Annotated in this window: 14 protein-coding genes and 1 pseudogene; 3 read left to right on the top strand and 12 right to left on the bottom strand. The window is 66.2% G+C overall.

Translation table 11 applies throughout. The features are described 5' to 3' along the window. Window positions 1–78 precede the first annotated feature (78 nt). Window positions 79–1,059, top strand: a complete 981-nt coding sequence (gene cysK / locus CJZ78_RS05815) for a cysteine synthase A (RefSeq protein WP_094559950.1) — start codon at window positions 79–81, stop codon at window positions 1,057–1,059. 41 nt (window positions 1,060–1,100) lie between these two features. Continuing rightward, window positions 1,101–1,595, top strand: a complete 495-nt coding sequence (locus CJZ78_RS05810; RefSeq protein ID WP_158217040.1) for a CAAD domain-containing protein — start codon at window positions 1,101–1,103, stop codon at window positions 1,593–1,595. Between the two features lie 94 nt (window positions 1,596–1,689). Here the strand turns inward: CJZ78_RS05810 and gorA are convergent, their stop codons facing one another. The 11 genes and pseudogenes from gorA to CJZ78_RS05765 all read right to left on the bottom strand — a co-directional run bounded on the left by gorA (window position 1,690) and on the right by CJZ78_RS05765 (window position 11,895). Then, window positions 1,690–3,054 carry a glutathione-disulfide reductase gene (gene gorA, locus CJZ78_RS05805; RefSeq protein ID WP_094559948.1) on the bottom strand — a complete coding sequence of 455 codons (1,365 nt, stop codon included), beginning with the start codon at window positions 3,052–3,054 and terminating at the stop codon, window positions 1,690–1,692. A 47-nt stretch (window positions 3,055–3,101) separates the two neighbouring features. Beyond that, a complete protein-coding gene (locus tag CJZ78_RS05800; protein WP_094559947.1) occupies window positions 3,102–3,920 on the bottom strand; it encodes a sulfite exporter TauE/SafE family protein in 819 nt (272 codons plus the stop codon). After that, a complete protein-coding gene (locus tag CJZ78_RS05795; RefSeq protein ID WP_094559946.1) occupies window positions 3,920–4,435 on the bottom strand; it encodes a rhodanese-like domain-containing protein in 516 nt (171 codons plus the stop codon). The genes CJZ78_RS05800 and CJZ78_RS05795 overlap by 1 nt, the downstream gene beginning before the upstream one ends. A gap of 42 nt (window positions 4,436–4,477) precedes the next feature. Next, window positions 4,478–5,596, bottom strand: coding sequence for a rhodanese-like domain-containing protein (locus CJZ78_RS05790; RefSeq protein ID WP_094559945.1), 1,119 nt, complete (start codon window positions 5,594–5,596; stop codon window positions 4,478–4,480). Window positions 5,597–5,638: 42 nt separating this feature from the next. Next, window positions 5,639–7,894 (bottom strand): catalase/peroxidase HPI, encoded by a 2,256-nt coding sequence (gene katG / locus CJZ78_RS05785; protein WP_094559944.1) that lies wholly within the window; start codon window positions 7,892–7,894, stop codon window positions 5,639–5,641. An 88-nt stretch (window positions 7,895–7,982) separates the two neighbouring features. Further along, window positions 7,983–8,510: a ferritin gene (locus tag CJZ78_RS05780; protein ID WP_094559985.1), complete on the bottom strand. Its 528-nt coding sequence runs from the start codon at window positions 8,508–8,510 to the stop codon at window positions 7,983–7,985. Between the two features lie 352 nt (window positions 8,511–8,862). After that, window positions 8,863–9,246 (bottom strand): annotated as a pseudogene (locus tag CJZ78_RS05775) (pyridoxine 5'-phosphate oxidase C-terminal domain-containing protein); the annotation flags it as partial. Window positions 9,247–9,271: 25 nt separating this feature from the next. Continuing rightward, window positions 9,272–9,439 carry a hypothetical protein gene (locus CJZ78_RS14390; RefSeq protein ID WP_233128533.1) on the bottom strand — a complete coding sequence of 56 codons (168 nt, stop codon included), beginning with the start codon at window positions 9,437–9,439 and terminating at the stop codon, window positions 9,272–9,274. Window positions 9,440–9,456: 17 nt separating this feature from the next. Continuing rightward, on the bottom strand, window positions 9,457–9,657 hold the full coding sequence (locus tag CJZ78_RS14385; protein ID WP_233128532.1) for a hypothetical protein: 201 nt from the start codon (window positions 9,655–9,657) through the stop codon (window positions 9,457–9,459). After that, entirely contained in the window at window positions 9,654–10,370 is a 717-nt protein-coding gene (locus tag CJZ78_RS14380) for a DUF389 domain-containing protein (RefSeq protein ID WP_233128531.1), read from the bottom strand. Before CJZ78_RS14380 ends, CJZ78_RS14385 begins: the two co-directional genes overlap by 4 nt. 91 nt (window positions 10,371–10,461) lie before the next feature. Beyond that, window positions 10,462–11,895, bottom strand: coding sequence for an ammonium transporter (locus tag CJZ78_RS05765; RefSeq protein ID WP_094559943.1), 1,434 nt, complete (start codon window positions 11,893–11,895; stop codon window positions 10,462–10,464). Window positions 11,896–12,202: 307 nt separating this feature from the next. Here CJZ78_RS05765 and CJZ78_RS05760 point away from each other — a divergent pair, with 307 nt between their 5' ends. After that, window positions 12,203–12,544: a P-II family nitrogen regulator gene (locus CJZ78_RS05760; RefSeq protein WP_094559942.1), complete on the top strand. Its 342-nt coding sequence runs from the start codon at window positions 12,203–12,205 to the stop codon at window positions 12,542–12,544. Window positions 12,545–12,633: 89 nt separating this feature from the next. On the opposite strand, the gene CJZ78_RS05755 is transcribed toward CJZ78_RS05760, so the two are convergent. Continuing rightward, a complete protein-coding gene (locus tag CJZ78_RS05755; RefSeq protein WP_094559941.1) occupies window positions 12,634–13,152 on the bottom strand; it encodes a phycocyanin subunit beta in 519 nt (172 codons plus the stop codon). Window positions 13,153–13,199: the final 47 nt, after the last annotated feature.

Genomic DNA, 13,199 nt, shown 5'->3' with positions numbered 1-13,199 from the left:
TCACAATCCACTTGGGTTGGGGGTGTCTGGGACGCCGGCATTCCTAGGCTGCGGGCAAAGAACGGCCGCCCTGATCGGATGACCAGCATCTACGCCGACAACAGCCTCACCATCGGCAAAACCCCCTTGGTGCAGCTCAATCGGGTGACTGAGGGTTGTCAGGCCCGGGTGCTGGCCAAGATCGAGGGCCGCAACCCCGCCTTCTCGGTGAAGTGCCGCATTGGTGCCGCCATGATCTGGCGGGCGGAACAGGAGGGACTGCTGGGCCCTGGCAAGGAGTTGGTGGAGCCCACCAGCGGCAACACGGGCATCGCCCTGGCCTTCGTGGCGGCGGCTAAGGGCATTCCTCTCACCCTCACCATGCCGGAAACCATGAGCCTGGAGCGCCGCAAGCTGCTCACCGCCTACGGCGCCCACTTGGTGCTCACCGAGGGACGCATGGGCATGCCCGGTGCCATCGGCACCGCCAAGGAGATGGCGGCATCCGATCCCGACCGCTACGTGCTGCTGCAGCAGTTTTCCAATCCGGCCAATCCCCAGATTCACCACGACACCACCGGCCCAGAGATCTGGACCGATACCGAAGGGAAGGTGGATGTGCTGGTGGCGGGCGTCGGCACCGGCGGCACGATCACCGGCGTGAGTCGCTACATCAAGGGCACCCTGGGCAAGCCGTTGGTGTCGGTGGCGGTGGAGCCCACCAACAGTCCGGTGATTTCCCAGGCGAAGGCAGGCCAGGAGCTCAAGCCCGGTCCCCACAAGATTCAGGGCATCGGTGCCGGGTTTGTGCCCGCCAACCTCGAGCTCGATCTGGTGGACCGGGTGGAGACGGTGACCGACGAGGAGGCGGTGGCCATGGCCCGCCGGTTGATGAAGGAGGAGGGCATCCTGGCCGGCATCTCCTGCGGCGCGGCTACCACCGCTGCCCTGCGTCTGGCCCGGGAGGATGCCTACGCCGGCAAGACGATCGTTGTGGTGCTGCCCGATTCCGGCGAGCGCTATCTCAGTTCGGTGCTGTTTGAAGGCGTCTTCGACGAGAAGGGGCTGGCCGCCGGCTGAAGCCCGCTTTATAACAACTCTGGCCTGTGCTGGTTGGTGCCTTGGCAGACGCAGAGGTTCAGGCGATCAACCCAGAGGCTCTGCCGATCAACCCAGAGATCAGCCTCGAGCCTGAACCGGCCACGGAGCCCCCGACGCTGGACATTCCAGTGGCCACGGCGGCGCCGCTGGCCACAACTGAGCCTGTCCCATCCGACCCCACCAACGCCGAGTCGGGAGCCAGCGCGGTGCTGGGTCTGCCGTTGCAGTTTCTCAACCAGTTGCTGCAGAAGCTTGGTGCCACCCCGCTTCAGTCGCTGGCCGATCTGGTGCCGGCTCTGCAGATCCTTGCTCTGGCGGTGCTGGCTGGCATTGCCCTGAAGCTCACCGGCGCCACCCTTGGGGCCATCAACGAGATCCCCCTGGTGGGCGGGCTGCTGGAGCTGGTGGGGCTGGTGACTCTGCTGAACAGCCTGGCCTACAACGCCTTCAAGCAACAACGGCGAGCGGAGCTGCTGGATCGGATCCGCAAACTCCGCAAGGATTTGCTGGGGTGAGGGTTGCAGACGAGCTGTGCAAGCGCCGGTTGGCTGCTTGATCGGCATCTGGTTTGGCAACTAGTTGGGCAGGCTGTTCAATTCGGCAGGCTGTTCAATCCGGCATCGTCACGAACTCCTCGGCCACCGAGGGGTGCAGGGCCATGGTGCGGTCGAAGTCGGCCTTGGTGGCGCCCATGCCGATGGCGATCGCCGCCATCTGGATGATCTCGGCGGCGTGCTCGCCCACCATGTGGCAGCCGAGCACCTTGTTGGTGGCGGTGTCCACGATCAGCTTGAGCAGCACCTTGGGATCCCGGGCCGGCAGGGCCTGGCTCATCGGCCGGAACCGGGCCCGGTGCAGCTTGATTCCATCGGCACCGCAACGGCCGATCGCCTGCTCCTCGGTGAGCCCCACGCTGGCGAGCTCCGGCTGGGAAAACACCGCGCAGGCCACCAGGCTGTGGTCCACCTGGCGGGGCTTGTGGCCAAACTCCGTGTCGGCGAAGGCGCGGCCCTCATCCACGGCCACCGGTGTCAGGTTGATGCGGTCGGTTACATCGCCCACGGCAAAGATGCCGGGTACGTTGGTGCGCTGATCGGCATCCACCGGGATGCGGCTGCCCTCCACCGCCACCCCGGCGGCCTCGAGGTTGAGGCCCTTGAGGAAGGGCTTGCGGCCGGTGGCCAGCAGCACGCCGCCGCAGGCGATCGATTCGCCGCTTTGGGTGGTAACGCTGAGCTCGCCGGGGGCGCACTGGCCGGTGATCGCCGCGGGCGAGTGGGTGAAGCGGATCTCGATGCCGTCTGCTTCCATGCCGGCACGCACCGCCTCGCTGGCCTCGCGATCGAAGCCGCGCAACAGGTGATCGCCGCGCACCAGCTGGGTCACCTGCACGCCCAGGCCATTGAGGATGCCGGCGAATTCGCAGGCAATGAAACCGGCACCCACCACCACCATGGTGTCGGGCAGGCTCTCCAGCTCAAACATGTCGTCGCTGAGCCAGCCCAGCTCGGCGCCGGGGATCTCGGGGCGCTGGGGCCGGCCGCCCACGGCGATCAGGATCTGCTGGCCCTGGAGCGCTCGCTCGCTCCCGTCGGCGCCCGTTACCACCACGCTGGTGGCGCTGCTGAACCGGCCCCAGCCCCGCACCAGCTCCACGCCGGCTTTCTCCAGAAAACCGATGTGCAGGGTGTTGAGCCGATCCACCTCGGTGCGCACGTTGGCGAGCAAACGGGACGCGTCGAGGCGCACGTCGCCCACCTCCCAGCCGTAGCTGGTGGCATCGGCCAGCAGGTGCCGGTAGGACGAGCCGTACACCAGCAGCTTCTTGGGCACGCAGCCGCGGATCACGCAGGTGCCGCCCACCCGATCGCCCTCCACGATCGCTACCCGGGCGCCGTAGCTGGCGGCCCGCTTGGCGGCGGCCAGGCCACCGGAGCCGGCGCCAAGCACGATCAGATCGAAGTGGTCGCTCATGGCTGGAGGGCGTGGGCAATCAGGACAACAGAATGGCGAATGGGGTGCTACGGCTGATGGGGGGAGGAGGGCCAGGTGATGGCGGCTTCGGTGGGCAGGTGATGGCGCCGCCAGGCCTCGGCGCCGGTGAGGGCAGCCGTGCCGAGCAGCATCAGCGCGAAGCCCTGGCGCAGGAGGCGGTCGCTGAGCTGGGGAGCTAGCCGCTGGCCCACCACGGCCCCAACGGCGCCGCCCACCAACAGGGGAGCCATCAGCGGCAGGCTGGCGGTGGGCCAGTGGCCCAGGGCCGCCAACGCCACCAGGGCATTCACGGCGATCAGCAGCAGGCTGGTGCCGCTGGCCAGGGCCATCGGCAGGCCCGCCAGCAACACCAGGGCCGGCACGATGGCAAAGCCACCGCCCACGCCGGCGATGCCGGTGAGCAGCCCCACCAGCACCCCTTGAATGGCCAGGGCCACTGGCTGGGTGCGCCGGATGCCATCGGCGTTGGCCACAAGGGTGCGGCGGCTGAGCAGCCAGGCGGCCACCAGGGCGGCGAGGGCGAAAATGGCCAGCTGCACTGGCTCGGGAATGAGGCCGGCTTTCACCCAGCTGCCGCCGACCCAGCTGCCCGCCAGGGCCGGCAGGCCGAGGATCAGGGCTGGACGGGGGGCGAACTGGCCGCGGCGCAAGTAAGGCCCCAGGTTGGCCAGGGCCAGCAGCATCACCACCAGCAGCGAGAGGGGAACGGCCTCCCGGGTGGGCAGGGCCGCGCCGCTCACCAGCAAGGGCAGCAGCAGGATCGAGCCACCGGCACCGAGCACCGAGAGCAGAAAGCCAATCAGAACACCACCGCTTGCCAACAGGGCGAGGCTGGAGGGATCCATTACAGGTCCACTTTGTTCCAGGGCATCACCGCCAGCAGGCGCGCCATGCCGCAGAAGCCACTCACGCCGGCAAACACCAGTCCCGCCCCGACAAACCAGCTGAGCAGGATCCAGGCGGGGGCCACGGTGTTGCTGAGGATCAGGCCCAGCAGCACGAGCGAGCCGGCGGCGATCTGCACCTGACGCATCAATGGCAGGGGGGCATTCTTGAGTGCGCGCACCGGCAGGCCTGCCTGCTGCCAACTGGGCAGGCCGCCCGCCAGGTCGTTGACGGGGTGGGAATAGCCCTGCTGCAGGAGGTTTTGCACACCTTTGCTGCTGCGCTGGCCGCTCTGGCACACCAGCACCAGCGGGCCCTGGGGCAGGTTGGCCAGGTGCAGGCGTGCGAGGGGCACGTTGAGGCTGCCGGCGATGTGGCCGCTGGCGTATTCCATCGGCTCACGCACATCGATCACGGCAACGCGCTGGGAGTGGAGCTGTTCGGCCAGATCGTGGGCGCTGATGCTGGGGCTCATGGTTTGCAAGGCGGAGGAGGGAACGGAGCAGAGGGAGACGATTCAGTTGCTGGTCAGGCGTTCGATCGGATAGCCGTCGGCCTCCCAGCGGCTGATGCCACCGCGGAGGTTGGCCACCTGCTGGCGGCCGGCCTTGAGCAGCTGCTGGGTGGCGAGGGCTGAGCGGCTGCCGGAATGGCACACCAGCACCACGGGGCGATCCGCGGGCAGCTCGTGCTTGCGGTTGTCCAGGTCGGGCAGCGGCAACAGCACGCTGCCCGGGATGCGGCCGTCGGGGCCGTTGAACTCTTCGCCTGAGCGCACGTCCACCACGGTCACGCTGCTGCTGTGATCGGCCAGCCAGTCTGGGCTGAGTTCCGGCAGACCGGCATAGCTGCGCTGCAGGGGTGCCCAGGTTTCGGGGGCGGCTTGGTCGCGCGGCTTACCAGAACGCATGTTGCCGGGCAGGGCCTCGGCGATCTTGTGGGGGTGGGGCAGTTTCATGTTCTCCATGTGGCCCACGAAATCCCGCTCGGTGGCGGCGCCGCCGAGGCGTGCGTTGAACGCCTTTTCTTCCGCGACGGAGGTGACGCTGCGGCCGGTGTAGTCGTGGGCGGGATAGAGCAGGCAGGCCTCCGGCAGCGACAGGATCTGCTCGGTGATGGAGCGCCACAGGGTGTGGGCGTTGCCCTGCTGGAAGTCGCAGCGGCCGCAGCCGCGCACCAGCAGGGCATCGCCGCTGAAGGCCATGGCGTGGTTGTCCAGCACGAAGCTGAGGCAGCCATCGGTGTGGCCGGGGGTGCTGCGCACCTCCAGGTGCCGTCCGCCGAAGCGGATGCGATCGCCATGGGCCAGCGGCAGCGTGACGTTTTCGGCACGGACGGCCGCGGCCAGGCCGATGGCGCAGCCTGTGGCCTGGTGCATCAGCCAGCTGCCGGTGACGTGGTCGGCATGGGCGTGGGTGTCGATCGACGCCACCAGGGTGATGCCCAGTTCACGGATCAGGGAGAGGTCGCGGTGCTGTTGCTCGAACACCGAATCGATCAGCACCGCCTCGCCGCTGGGCACGTCGACCAGCAGGTAGGTGAAGGTGCCGGTGTCGGCATCAAAGAGCTGGCGGAACAGCAGCGCGCTGCCCCCGGCGGCGGCGGCCAGGGAGATGGGCGCAGAGGCGACAGCCATTGGGATCCACGGCAATAGAATGACTATAGCCGCATAAAGGCGTTAAAGTAATTCTCGGTTTCGCGGATTGATGTCTGGCTTCTCCCTGCGCTCTGCTTGGGTTCGGCCCTGGAGGTCGAAGCGATCGGCCTCCATCACCTTCACCCAGGCGGCCACGAAGTCGCACACCAGGCGGCCGGCGCCATCGCTCTGGGCATACACCTCAGCGATGGCACGCAGTTGCGAGTTGGAGCCGAACACCAGATCCACCCGGGTGCCGCTCCAGCGCAGCGCCCCGCTCTGGCGGTCGCGCCCCTCAAACAGCTCGCCGGTCTCATCCACCGGCGTCCAGGTGGTCGCCATGTCGAGCAGGTTCACGAAGAAGTCGTTGCTCAGCACCCCCGGCCGTTCGCTGAACACGCCATGGCGGCTGCCGCCGGTGTTGGCACCCAGTACCCGCAGGCCTCCCACCAGCACGGTCATCTCCGGGGCGCTCAGGCCCAGCAGTTGGGCGCGGTCCACCAGTAGGTGCTCGGCGGCCACGCTCATCGGGCTCTTCTGCCAGTTGCGGAAGCCATCGGCTTGCGGCTCCATCACCGCAAACGAGGCCGCATCCGTTTGCTCCTGGCTGGCATCCATCCGGCCCGGCGTGAACGGCACCTCCACCGGCATGCCCGCGGCGGCGGCCGCCTGCTCCACGCCCACGCCACCCGCTAGCACGATCAGATCCGCCAGCGACACGCGCACGCCATCTGAGCGGGAGGCGTTGAAGGCCTGCTGGATGCCCTCGAGCACCGCCAACACCCGCTGCAGTTGCTCGGGCTGGTTCACGGCCCAGCTGTTCTGCGGGGCCAGGCGCACCCGGGCGCCGTTGGCGCCGCCGCGCTTGTCGGAGCCGCGGAAGCTGGAGGCCGAGGCCCAGGCAGTGCTCACCAGTTCAGCCACGCTCAGCCCCGACGCCCGCACCCGCGCCTTGAGATCGGCGATGGCGGCCCCTTCCACCAGGGGGTGATCCAGCGCTGGAATCGGGTCCTGCCAGATCAGGTCTTCCTCGGGCACCTCGGGGCCGAGGTAGAGGCTCTTGGGCCCCATGTCGCGGTGGGTGAGCTTGAACCAGGCCCGGGCGAAGGCATCGGCGAAGGCCTCCGGGTGCTGGTGGAAGTGGCGCGAGATCGGCTCGTAGATCGGATCGAAGCGCAGCGACAGATCCGCCGTGGTCATCATCGGCGGGTGCTTGAGTCCGGGGATGTGGGCGTCGGGGATCAGGTGCTCCTCGCGGCAGTCTTTGGCCTGCCACTGCCAGGCGCCGGCCGGGCTCTTGATCAGCTCCCACTCGTAGCCGAACAGCATGTCGAAGTAGCCCATGTCCCAGCGGTTGGGGTTGGGTTTCCAGGCGCCCTCGATCCCGCTGGTGGTGGCGTCGGCCCCCACACCGCTGCCGTGGCGGCTGCGCCAGCCCAGGCCCATCTCCTCCAGCGGTGCCCCCTCGGGAGCAGGGCCCAGCAGCTCGGCGCTGCCGGCGCCGTGGGCCTTGCCGAAGGTGTGGCCGCCGGCGGTGAGGGCCACGGTCTCCGCGTCATTCATCGCCATGCGGAGGAAGGTCTCGCGCACGTCGCGGCCTGAGGCCACCGGGTCGGGCACGCCATTGGGGCCCTCGGGGTTCACGTAGATCAGGCCCATCTGCACCGCCGCAAGCGGGTTCTCCAGCTGGCGATCGCCGCTGTAGCGCGCATCGCCGAGCCAGGTGGTCTCGTTGCCCCAGTAGATGTCTTCTTCGGGTTGCCAGATGTCGGCGCGGCCGCCGCCAAAGCCGAAGGTCTGGAAACCCATCGATTCCAGGGCGACGTTGCCGGCCAGGATCATCAGGTCGGCCCAGGAGATCTGGTTGCCGTAGGTCTGCTTGATCGGCCAGAGCAGCCGGCGGGCCTTGTCGAGGTTGCCGTTGTCGGGCCAGCTGTTGATCGGCGCGAAGCGCTGGTTGCCGGTGCCGCCGCCGCCGCGGCCATCGGCGGTGCGGTAGGTGCCGGCGCTGTGCCAGGCCATGCGGATGAACAGGCCGCCGTAGTGGCCCCAGTCGGCGGGCCACCAGTCCTGGGAGTCGGTCATCAGCGCGATCAGGTCGCGCTTGAGGCCGGCGTAGTCGAGCTGTTGGAAGGCTGCGGTGTAGTCGAACGCCTCCCCAAGCGGATTGGCGGCCGGGCTGTGCTGGTGCAGGATCCCGAGGTTGAGCTGCTGGGGCCACCAGTCGCGCGGCGTGGGGCCGCGGCCCGCCACCGCTGCTCCGCCGTGGTTGAAAGGGCACTTGCCGAGTTCGGTCATGGTGCTTGCCTGCCTCATCCCGCTGCTCGAAACGTAGGGAGCGCGCTCAGGGGCGTCTGACGAGGGTCACAGTCCTTAGCGGCTCTGCTCAGGCCCCATTGGCTCCGCTGAGGCCGCCCTTGACGTGGGCCAGGGCATTGCCTTCGAGAAACTGCTGGTCGAGCAGGAGCAGGGCAGCGCTGTTGTCGCCAGCCAGCCGCAACCGCTTGCACACAAAGCGAGCCTCCGCTTCCTCTTTGAGCTGCTCGGCCACAAACCAATCGAGCATGGCGGTGGCGCTGCGCTCGCCCAGCTTTTCGGCGAGCGAGTAGAGACGATTGATCGAGGCCGTCACCCCCTTCTCCATGTCGTACACCTGATCGAACAGCTGCTGCACCGAGGGCCAGCTGCGTTCGGGAGCGTCGATGGTGGGCAGTTCCACCTGCTCGTCGCTGTCCACCAGGTAGGCGATCATCCGGGCGGCATGGCCGCGCTCCTCATTGCTCTTTTCGAGCATGTAGGCCGAAAACCCAGCCAGGTCCTTCTCCCGCAGCCAGATCGACATGGCCAGGTAGCTGTGGCTGGCCTGAAATTCCGCCGCAAGGTGGTGGTTGATGGCGCTGGTCAGTTCTTTCATGGGCAACAGCTGCTCGCGTGGCTGGTGGGGTGTGGCCAGGGGCTGGTCACGGTGTAGCACCAGCGCTTGCCCCTGGCGGGTGGGAACGGGCTTTTGTGCCATTGGTTGCGCGAGGTGGTGGCGAGAGCAGCAGGGCGCTCGGGCTGGTGGAGTCAGCATCGAGGCTGCCTTTCGTTCGGGCTCCCATGCTTCGTTTTCGCGGCGATCGTTCAACCCTGCTGGCGGCGTTGCTGGCCCACTGGAGTGAGCAGCAGCTCGCCATCCCAGCGGCTGCGCTTCAGGGCGCCACGCGCTCGATGATCCATTCAGCTGCACCCTCGCCCTCTCCGGCGTCTGCGTTAGCCCGGCGCTAGCGGAAGCGATCGTGCAGGCGATGTTCCCGGCCCTGCCAAAATTCCGTCTCCTGTGGCTGCACGCGAAATCCTCCCCAGCCAACCGGGAGGGGCACCTCCGTGCCAGCAAAGCGGCGCGTCAGCTCCTCCCACTGCTGCTCCAGGATCGCCCGGGAGCGAATCGCCGAACTCTGCTGCGACACCGAGGCCCCCAGACGGCTGCAGTAGTTGGTGAAAAACACAAAGCCCCGCTGATCGAAGGCCTTCAGCACCAAGGTGCGGCTGCTGGGGCAGAGGCCATCGGTTGTGCCCAGCACCATGGCGTTGGGCTCGACCAGCTCCACCGGGTCGCTGCAGAGATCGCTGCGCCGCGGTGTTCGATTCCCAGCAGCGCCAGCAGGCAGGGGATCACGGCTGGTATGAGGCCGATCAGGGCTTGGTTGGGCTGGGTTGGACTGGGATCGGCTCGAGCTCAGGGCCAACGATGTCGATGGCGCTGCGCTGCACCACCAGTTTGTAGCGATTGGGTTGTTGCCTGTTGATGAAGTTCTGCACTGCCGCCACCTGGGCCGGGGTCGGCAGGTTGGGTTGGCTCACCCGCACGGATGCCCGGATCAGCGGTGGCGTTTTTTCCAGTCGATGCTGACGCCCACCAACTGGGAATCGCGGCCGATGGTGAGGGTCTCGGTCTGCAGGCTTTTGGCGATGGCCCGTTCAATCCGCTGCTGCTCGAGCTGCAGCTGGGATTGGCGCATTAGTTGCACAAAACTGCTGCTCAACGGGAGCACCAGCAGAGCCGTGAACAGCAAACTCACCCAGCCCATCCGACTGCGCCACAGACTCGTCGCAGCTGGGGTTGACCGATGGCCAGCATCATCAAGGCGCCGTTGAGGATGCCCAGCAGGTTGGTGGCGAAGAGCAGTCCAGCACCCCGTGCGCCTTCCCATTCGCCGGCTGAAACCAGCAGTCCCAGCACGCACACCGGTGGCACCAGGGCCACGGCGATGGCGGTGCCCACCAGCGAGGACACGGCTCGGCTGCGCACCTTGGCGTAGATCGCTGCAGCACCGGCCACCAGGGCAATGCCCAGATCGAGCAGGTTGGGGGAGGTGCGGGTCGTCACCTCGTCGCCCAACAGCGGCATGCCCACCCCAAAGCCCACCATGGCGGAGAGCAGGGCCGTGAGTCCGATGCCGATGCTGAGGGTCAGGAGAGCTTTGCCCGCCAAGGCCAGCCGCCCTTGCAACATCCAAAACGCCATGGCCCGCAGGGGCAGGATCCAGGGAGCAATCACCATCGCCCCGATCACCACGGCGGCACTGTTGGCCAGCAGGCCCAGGCTGGAGATCAGCGCCGCCGCGAGGGTCAGCACCAGGAAGTCGCCATCCAGCGGGGCATCAGCCTCGAATTCCCTGCTCAGCTCGTCGAGGGTGAGGCTGTCGACCATGGCGAGATGGTGGCGAGATTGGGGTGCACGACCGACTGGACCGTAGGCAGGGTTGGCCTCGGGCACCAGGTCGAGCCGCATGCCAACAAAAAAGCCCGCGGCGGACCGCGGGCAGGAGGATGAGCACTTGCGTGGGCTCAGAACGCAATGAGGGTCGTCAATGGAGCGACATTCACTTGGCCGTGGCAGCGAAGTCTGGATAGGCCTCCATGCCGTGCTCGCCGATGTCGAGACCTTCGATCTCTTCCTTGTCGGGAACACGAATGCCACCGAACAGGGCGCCGATGATGGACCAGACGATCCAGGACGTCACCACCGCGAAGATCCCGTAGGCCAGCACACCCACGATCTGGTAGCCCAGCTGGGTGAAGCCGTGGCCGTAGAACAGGCCTGCATCCATGTTGAAGATGCCTACTGCCAGGGTGCCCCAGATGCCGCAGGTGCCGTGCACAGAGAAGGCACCAACCGGATCGTCGATCTTGAGGGAATCGAGCAGGGCTACCGAGAACACCACCAGACCGCCACCGATGAAGCCAGCTATCCAGGAGCCGGCCATCGAGAAGCCGTCACAACCGGCCGTCACGCTCACCAAACCAGCCAGGATGCCGTTGATGGTCATGGTGAGGTCGGGCTTGCCGCCACGGATCTGGGAGATCACGGTGCCGGAGATGGCGCCACCAGCGGCACCGAGGGTGGTGGTGACAGCCACGTAGGGCACGGTTTCATCCATGGCCAGCACGGAGCCGGGGTTGAAGCCATACCAGCCGATCCAAAGGATCAGACAACCCAGAGTGGCAATGGCCATGTTGTGGCCAGGAAGTGCCTGGGTTTTGCCGTCAATGAACTTGCCGATGCGGGGGCCGAGCAACATGGCGCCCACAACTCCTGCCCAGGCACCGAAGGAGTGCACGATCGAGGAGCCAGCGAAGTCGATGAAGCCGAGCTCGCTCAACCAGCCACCGTTCCACTGCCAGGAGCCGGAGATGGGGTAGAGGAAGCCCACCAGCACCAGAGAGAAGATCACGAACTCGCCAAACTTGATGCGCTCGGCCACCAAGCCGGAAACGATGGTGGCGGCTGTGGCGGCGAAGGCCACCTGGAAGAAGAAATCAACCGTGGGAACGAGGGAGGCCTCGGTCACCATCTCAGCGGTAACGCTGGGGTCGAAGAACAGCCCTTTAAAGTAGAGCCATCCATCCACCAGCGAATCGCCATACATCAGGGAATAGCCGATCAGCCAGTAGGCCGAGGCGGCCAAGGCAAACACGATCAGGTTCTTCAGCAGGATGTTGACGGCGTTCTTCTGACGACACATGCCCGCCTCCACCATGGCGAAGCCGGCGTTCATGAAGATCACCAGGACCGCACAGATAAAAATAAACATGTTGTTGGCCAGGAAGGCCGGTGTGAGCTCAGGCAGCTCGGCGGCATGGGCCGAGAGATTGAACACACCCAGGCCAAACAGGGCCAGGGGCACACAGGCAAGCCAAACCAGGGAGCTGCCGGAGGCCAAACCGCGCAAGCTGCGCAGGAGCATCATCGGAGCTTCATACAGACTCGCCTCTTGCAGGCGCTTGCGCCTTGGAGGAATGGAAGAATTGGTCATGGGCAGATCAGAGGGACGGCTGCTCAGGTTGGGGATCGTCGAAATCCCTTCGCAATAAAGGATGCGCGCTACCAGGGGGATGAGGTGTTTGTTTTGATACCAAATCGAGCTCCCGCTCCCAGCAGCGCCCCGCCAAGGCATTGCTCTCAGTGATTTGATCCCCCGGCTGCTGCTGCCGTGAGTGGCGCCACCGGGGGAATTGTTTTGGAGTGTTTCGCCACCGAGCCAGGGCCACCGCTCAGCTGCGGTTGCTACAGAACTGCGGTCGGGTCGTGGCTAGACAGGAGAAGATCAGCATTGGTATCGCGTGAAACAGATTCAAGCCATCATCCGCCCCGAAAAGCTTGACGCCGTCAAGGATGCGCTGGTGAGTCTCGGCATCAATGGCATGACCGTCACCTCCGTGCAGGGTTTCGGCAAGCAGATGGGGCACACCGAGGTCTATCGCGGCGTGAAGGTGGAGGCCAGATTGCTGCCCAAGGTCATGATCACCACGGTTGTCACCGACGCAGCCATGGCTGGGATGATTGAGGCGATCAAATCGACCGCCCAAACCGGCGAAGTGGGCGATGGCAAGATCATTGTCATGCCGGTTGAGGCCTCGATCCGCATCCGCACGGGCGAAACCGGCGACGTCACCCTGGATTGATTGAGCCTGGCCAGGCTGCCATCAAAAAACCAGCCAACCGGGCTCAAGTGAGCTCGGCTGGCTGGCTTCGATTAGCTGGCTGGAGCCAATCAGCCGACTGCAGCAGCAGCGCGGTCGAAGTAGGTGCCAACTTCGCTCATGAGGGCGGAGCAGTCGCCGGGGGTGATGCCGTTGCGATCGTTGGCGATCGAGATAGCGGCGTCCTTCATCTTGCGCACGCCTTCTGCCACGGAAGCACCGGGCACGCCGAGGGCGAGGTAGGTCTCACGCAGGCCGTTCAGGCAGCGGTCTTCCAGCACGGAAGCGTCGCCGGTGAAGATGGCGTAGGTGACGTAGCGAAGGATGATCTCCATGTCGCGCAGGCAAGCAGCCATGCGGCGATGGGTGTAGGCGTTGCCACCGGGTGCGATCAGGGCGGGCTGCTGATCGAAGAGATCGCGCGCCGCGTTGGTGACGATGGCGGAAGCGTTGGAGGTGATGCGGTTCACCGTGTCCATGCGCTTGTTGCTCTCGGCAACCATGGCGGCAAGGGCGTCGATCTGACCGGCATTGATGAATTCGCCACGGGCATCAGCCTGGGCAACAACCTTGGTGAAGGCGTCGAACATCGAATTGCATCGTCGAGAAGTCGATTTGCCCTAGGGAATGCCCCTCT

Source organism: Synechococcus sp. 8F6 (assembly GCF_002252665.1).
Classification (GTDB): Bacteria; Cyanobacteriota; Cyanobacteriia; order PCC-6307; family Cyanobiaceae; genus Cyanobium_A.
The sequence above is the reverse complement of the archived record's forward strand: the minus strand, read 5'-3'. Positions and strand labels throughout refer to the sequence as shown.

What these genes read in the sequence shown, in the direction of transcription:
- gorA (WP_094559948.1), bottom strand. Translation starts at nt 3,054, where the DNA reads ATGAGCGACCACTTCGATCTGATCGTGCTTGGCGCCGGCTCCGGTGGC.
- CJZ78_RS05800 (WP_094559947.1), bottom strand. Translation starts at nt 3,920, where the DNA reads ATGGATCCCTCCAGCCTCGCCCTGTTGGCAAGCGGTGGTGTTCTGATT.
- CJZ78_RS05780 (WP_094559985.1), bottom strand. Translation starts at nt 8,510, where the DNA reads ATGAAAGAACTGACCAGCGCCATCAACCACCACCTTGCGGCGGAATTT.
- CJZ78_RS05795 (WP_094559946.1), bottom strand. Translation starts at nt 4,435, where the DNA reads ATGAGCCCCAGCATCAGCGCCCACGATCTGGCCGAACAGCTCCACTCC.
- cysK (WP_094559950.1), top strand. Translation starts at nt 79, where the DNA reads ATGACCAGCATCTACGCCGACAACAGCCTCACCATCGGCAAAACCCCC.
- CJZ78_RS14380 (WP_233128531.1), bottom strand. Translation starts at nt 10,370, where the DNA reads ATGCGGCTCGACCTGGTGCCCGAGGCCAACCCTGCCTACGGTCCAGTC.
- CJZ78_RS05755 (WP_094559941.1), bottom strand. Translation starts at nt 13,152, where the DNA reads ATGTTCGACGCCTTCACCAAGGTTGTTGCCCAGGCTGATGCCCGTGGC.
- CJZ78_RS05790 (WP_094559945.1), bottom strand. Translation starts at nt 5,596, where the DNA reads ATGGCTGTCGCCTCTGCGCCCATCTCCCTGGCCGCCGCCGCCGGGGGC.
- CJZ78_RS05765 (WP_094559943.1), bottom strand. Translation starts at nt 11,895, where the DNA reads ATGACCAATTCTTCCATTCCTCCAAGGCGCAAGCGCCTGCAAGAGGCG.
- katG (WP_094559944.1), bottom strand. Translation starts at nt 7,894, where the DNA reads ATGACCGAACTCGGCAAGTGCCCTTTCAACCACGGCGGAGCAGCGGTG.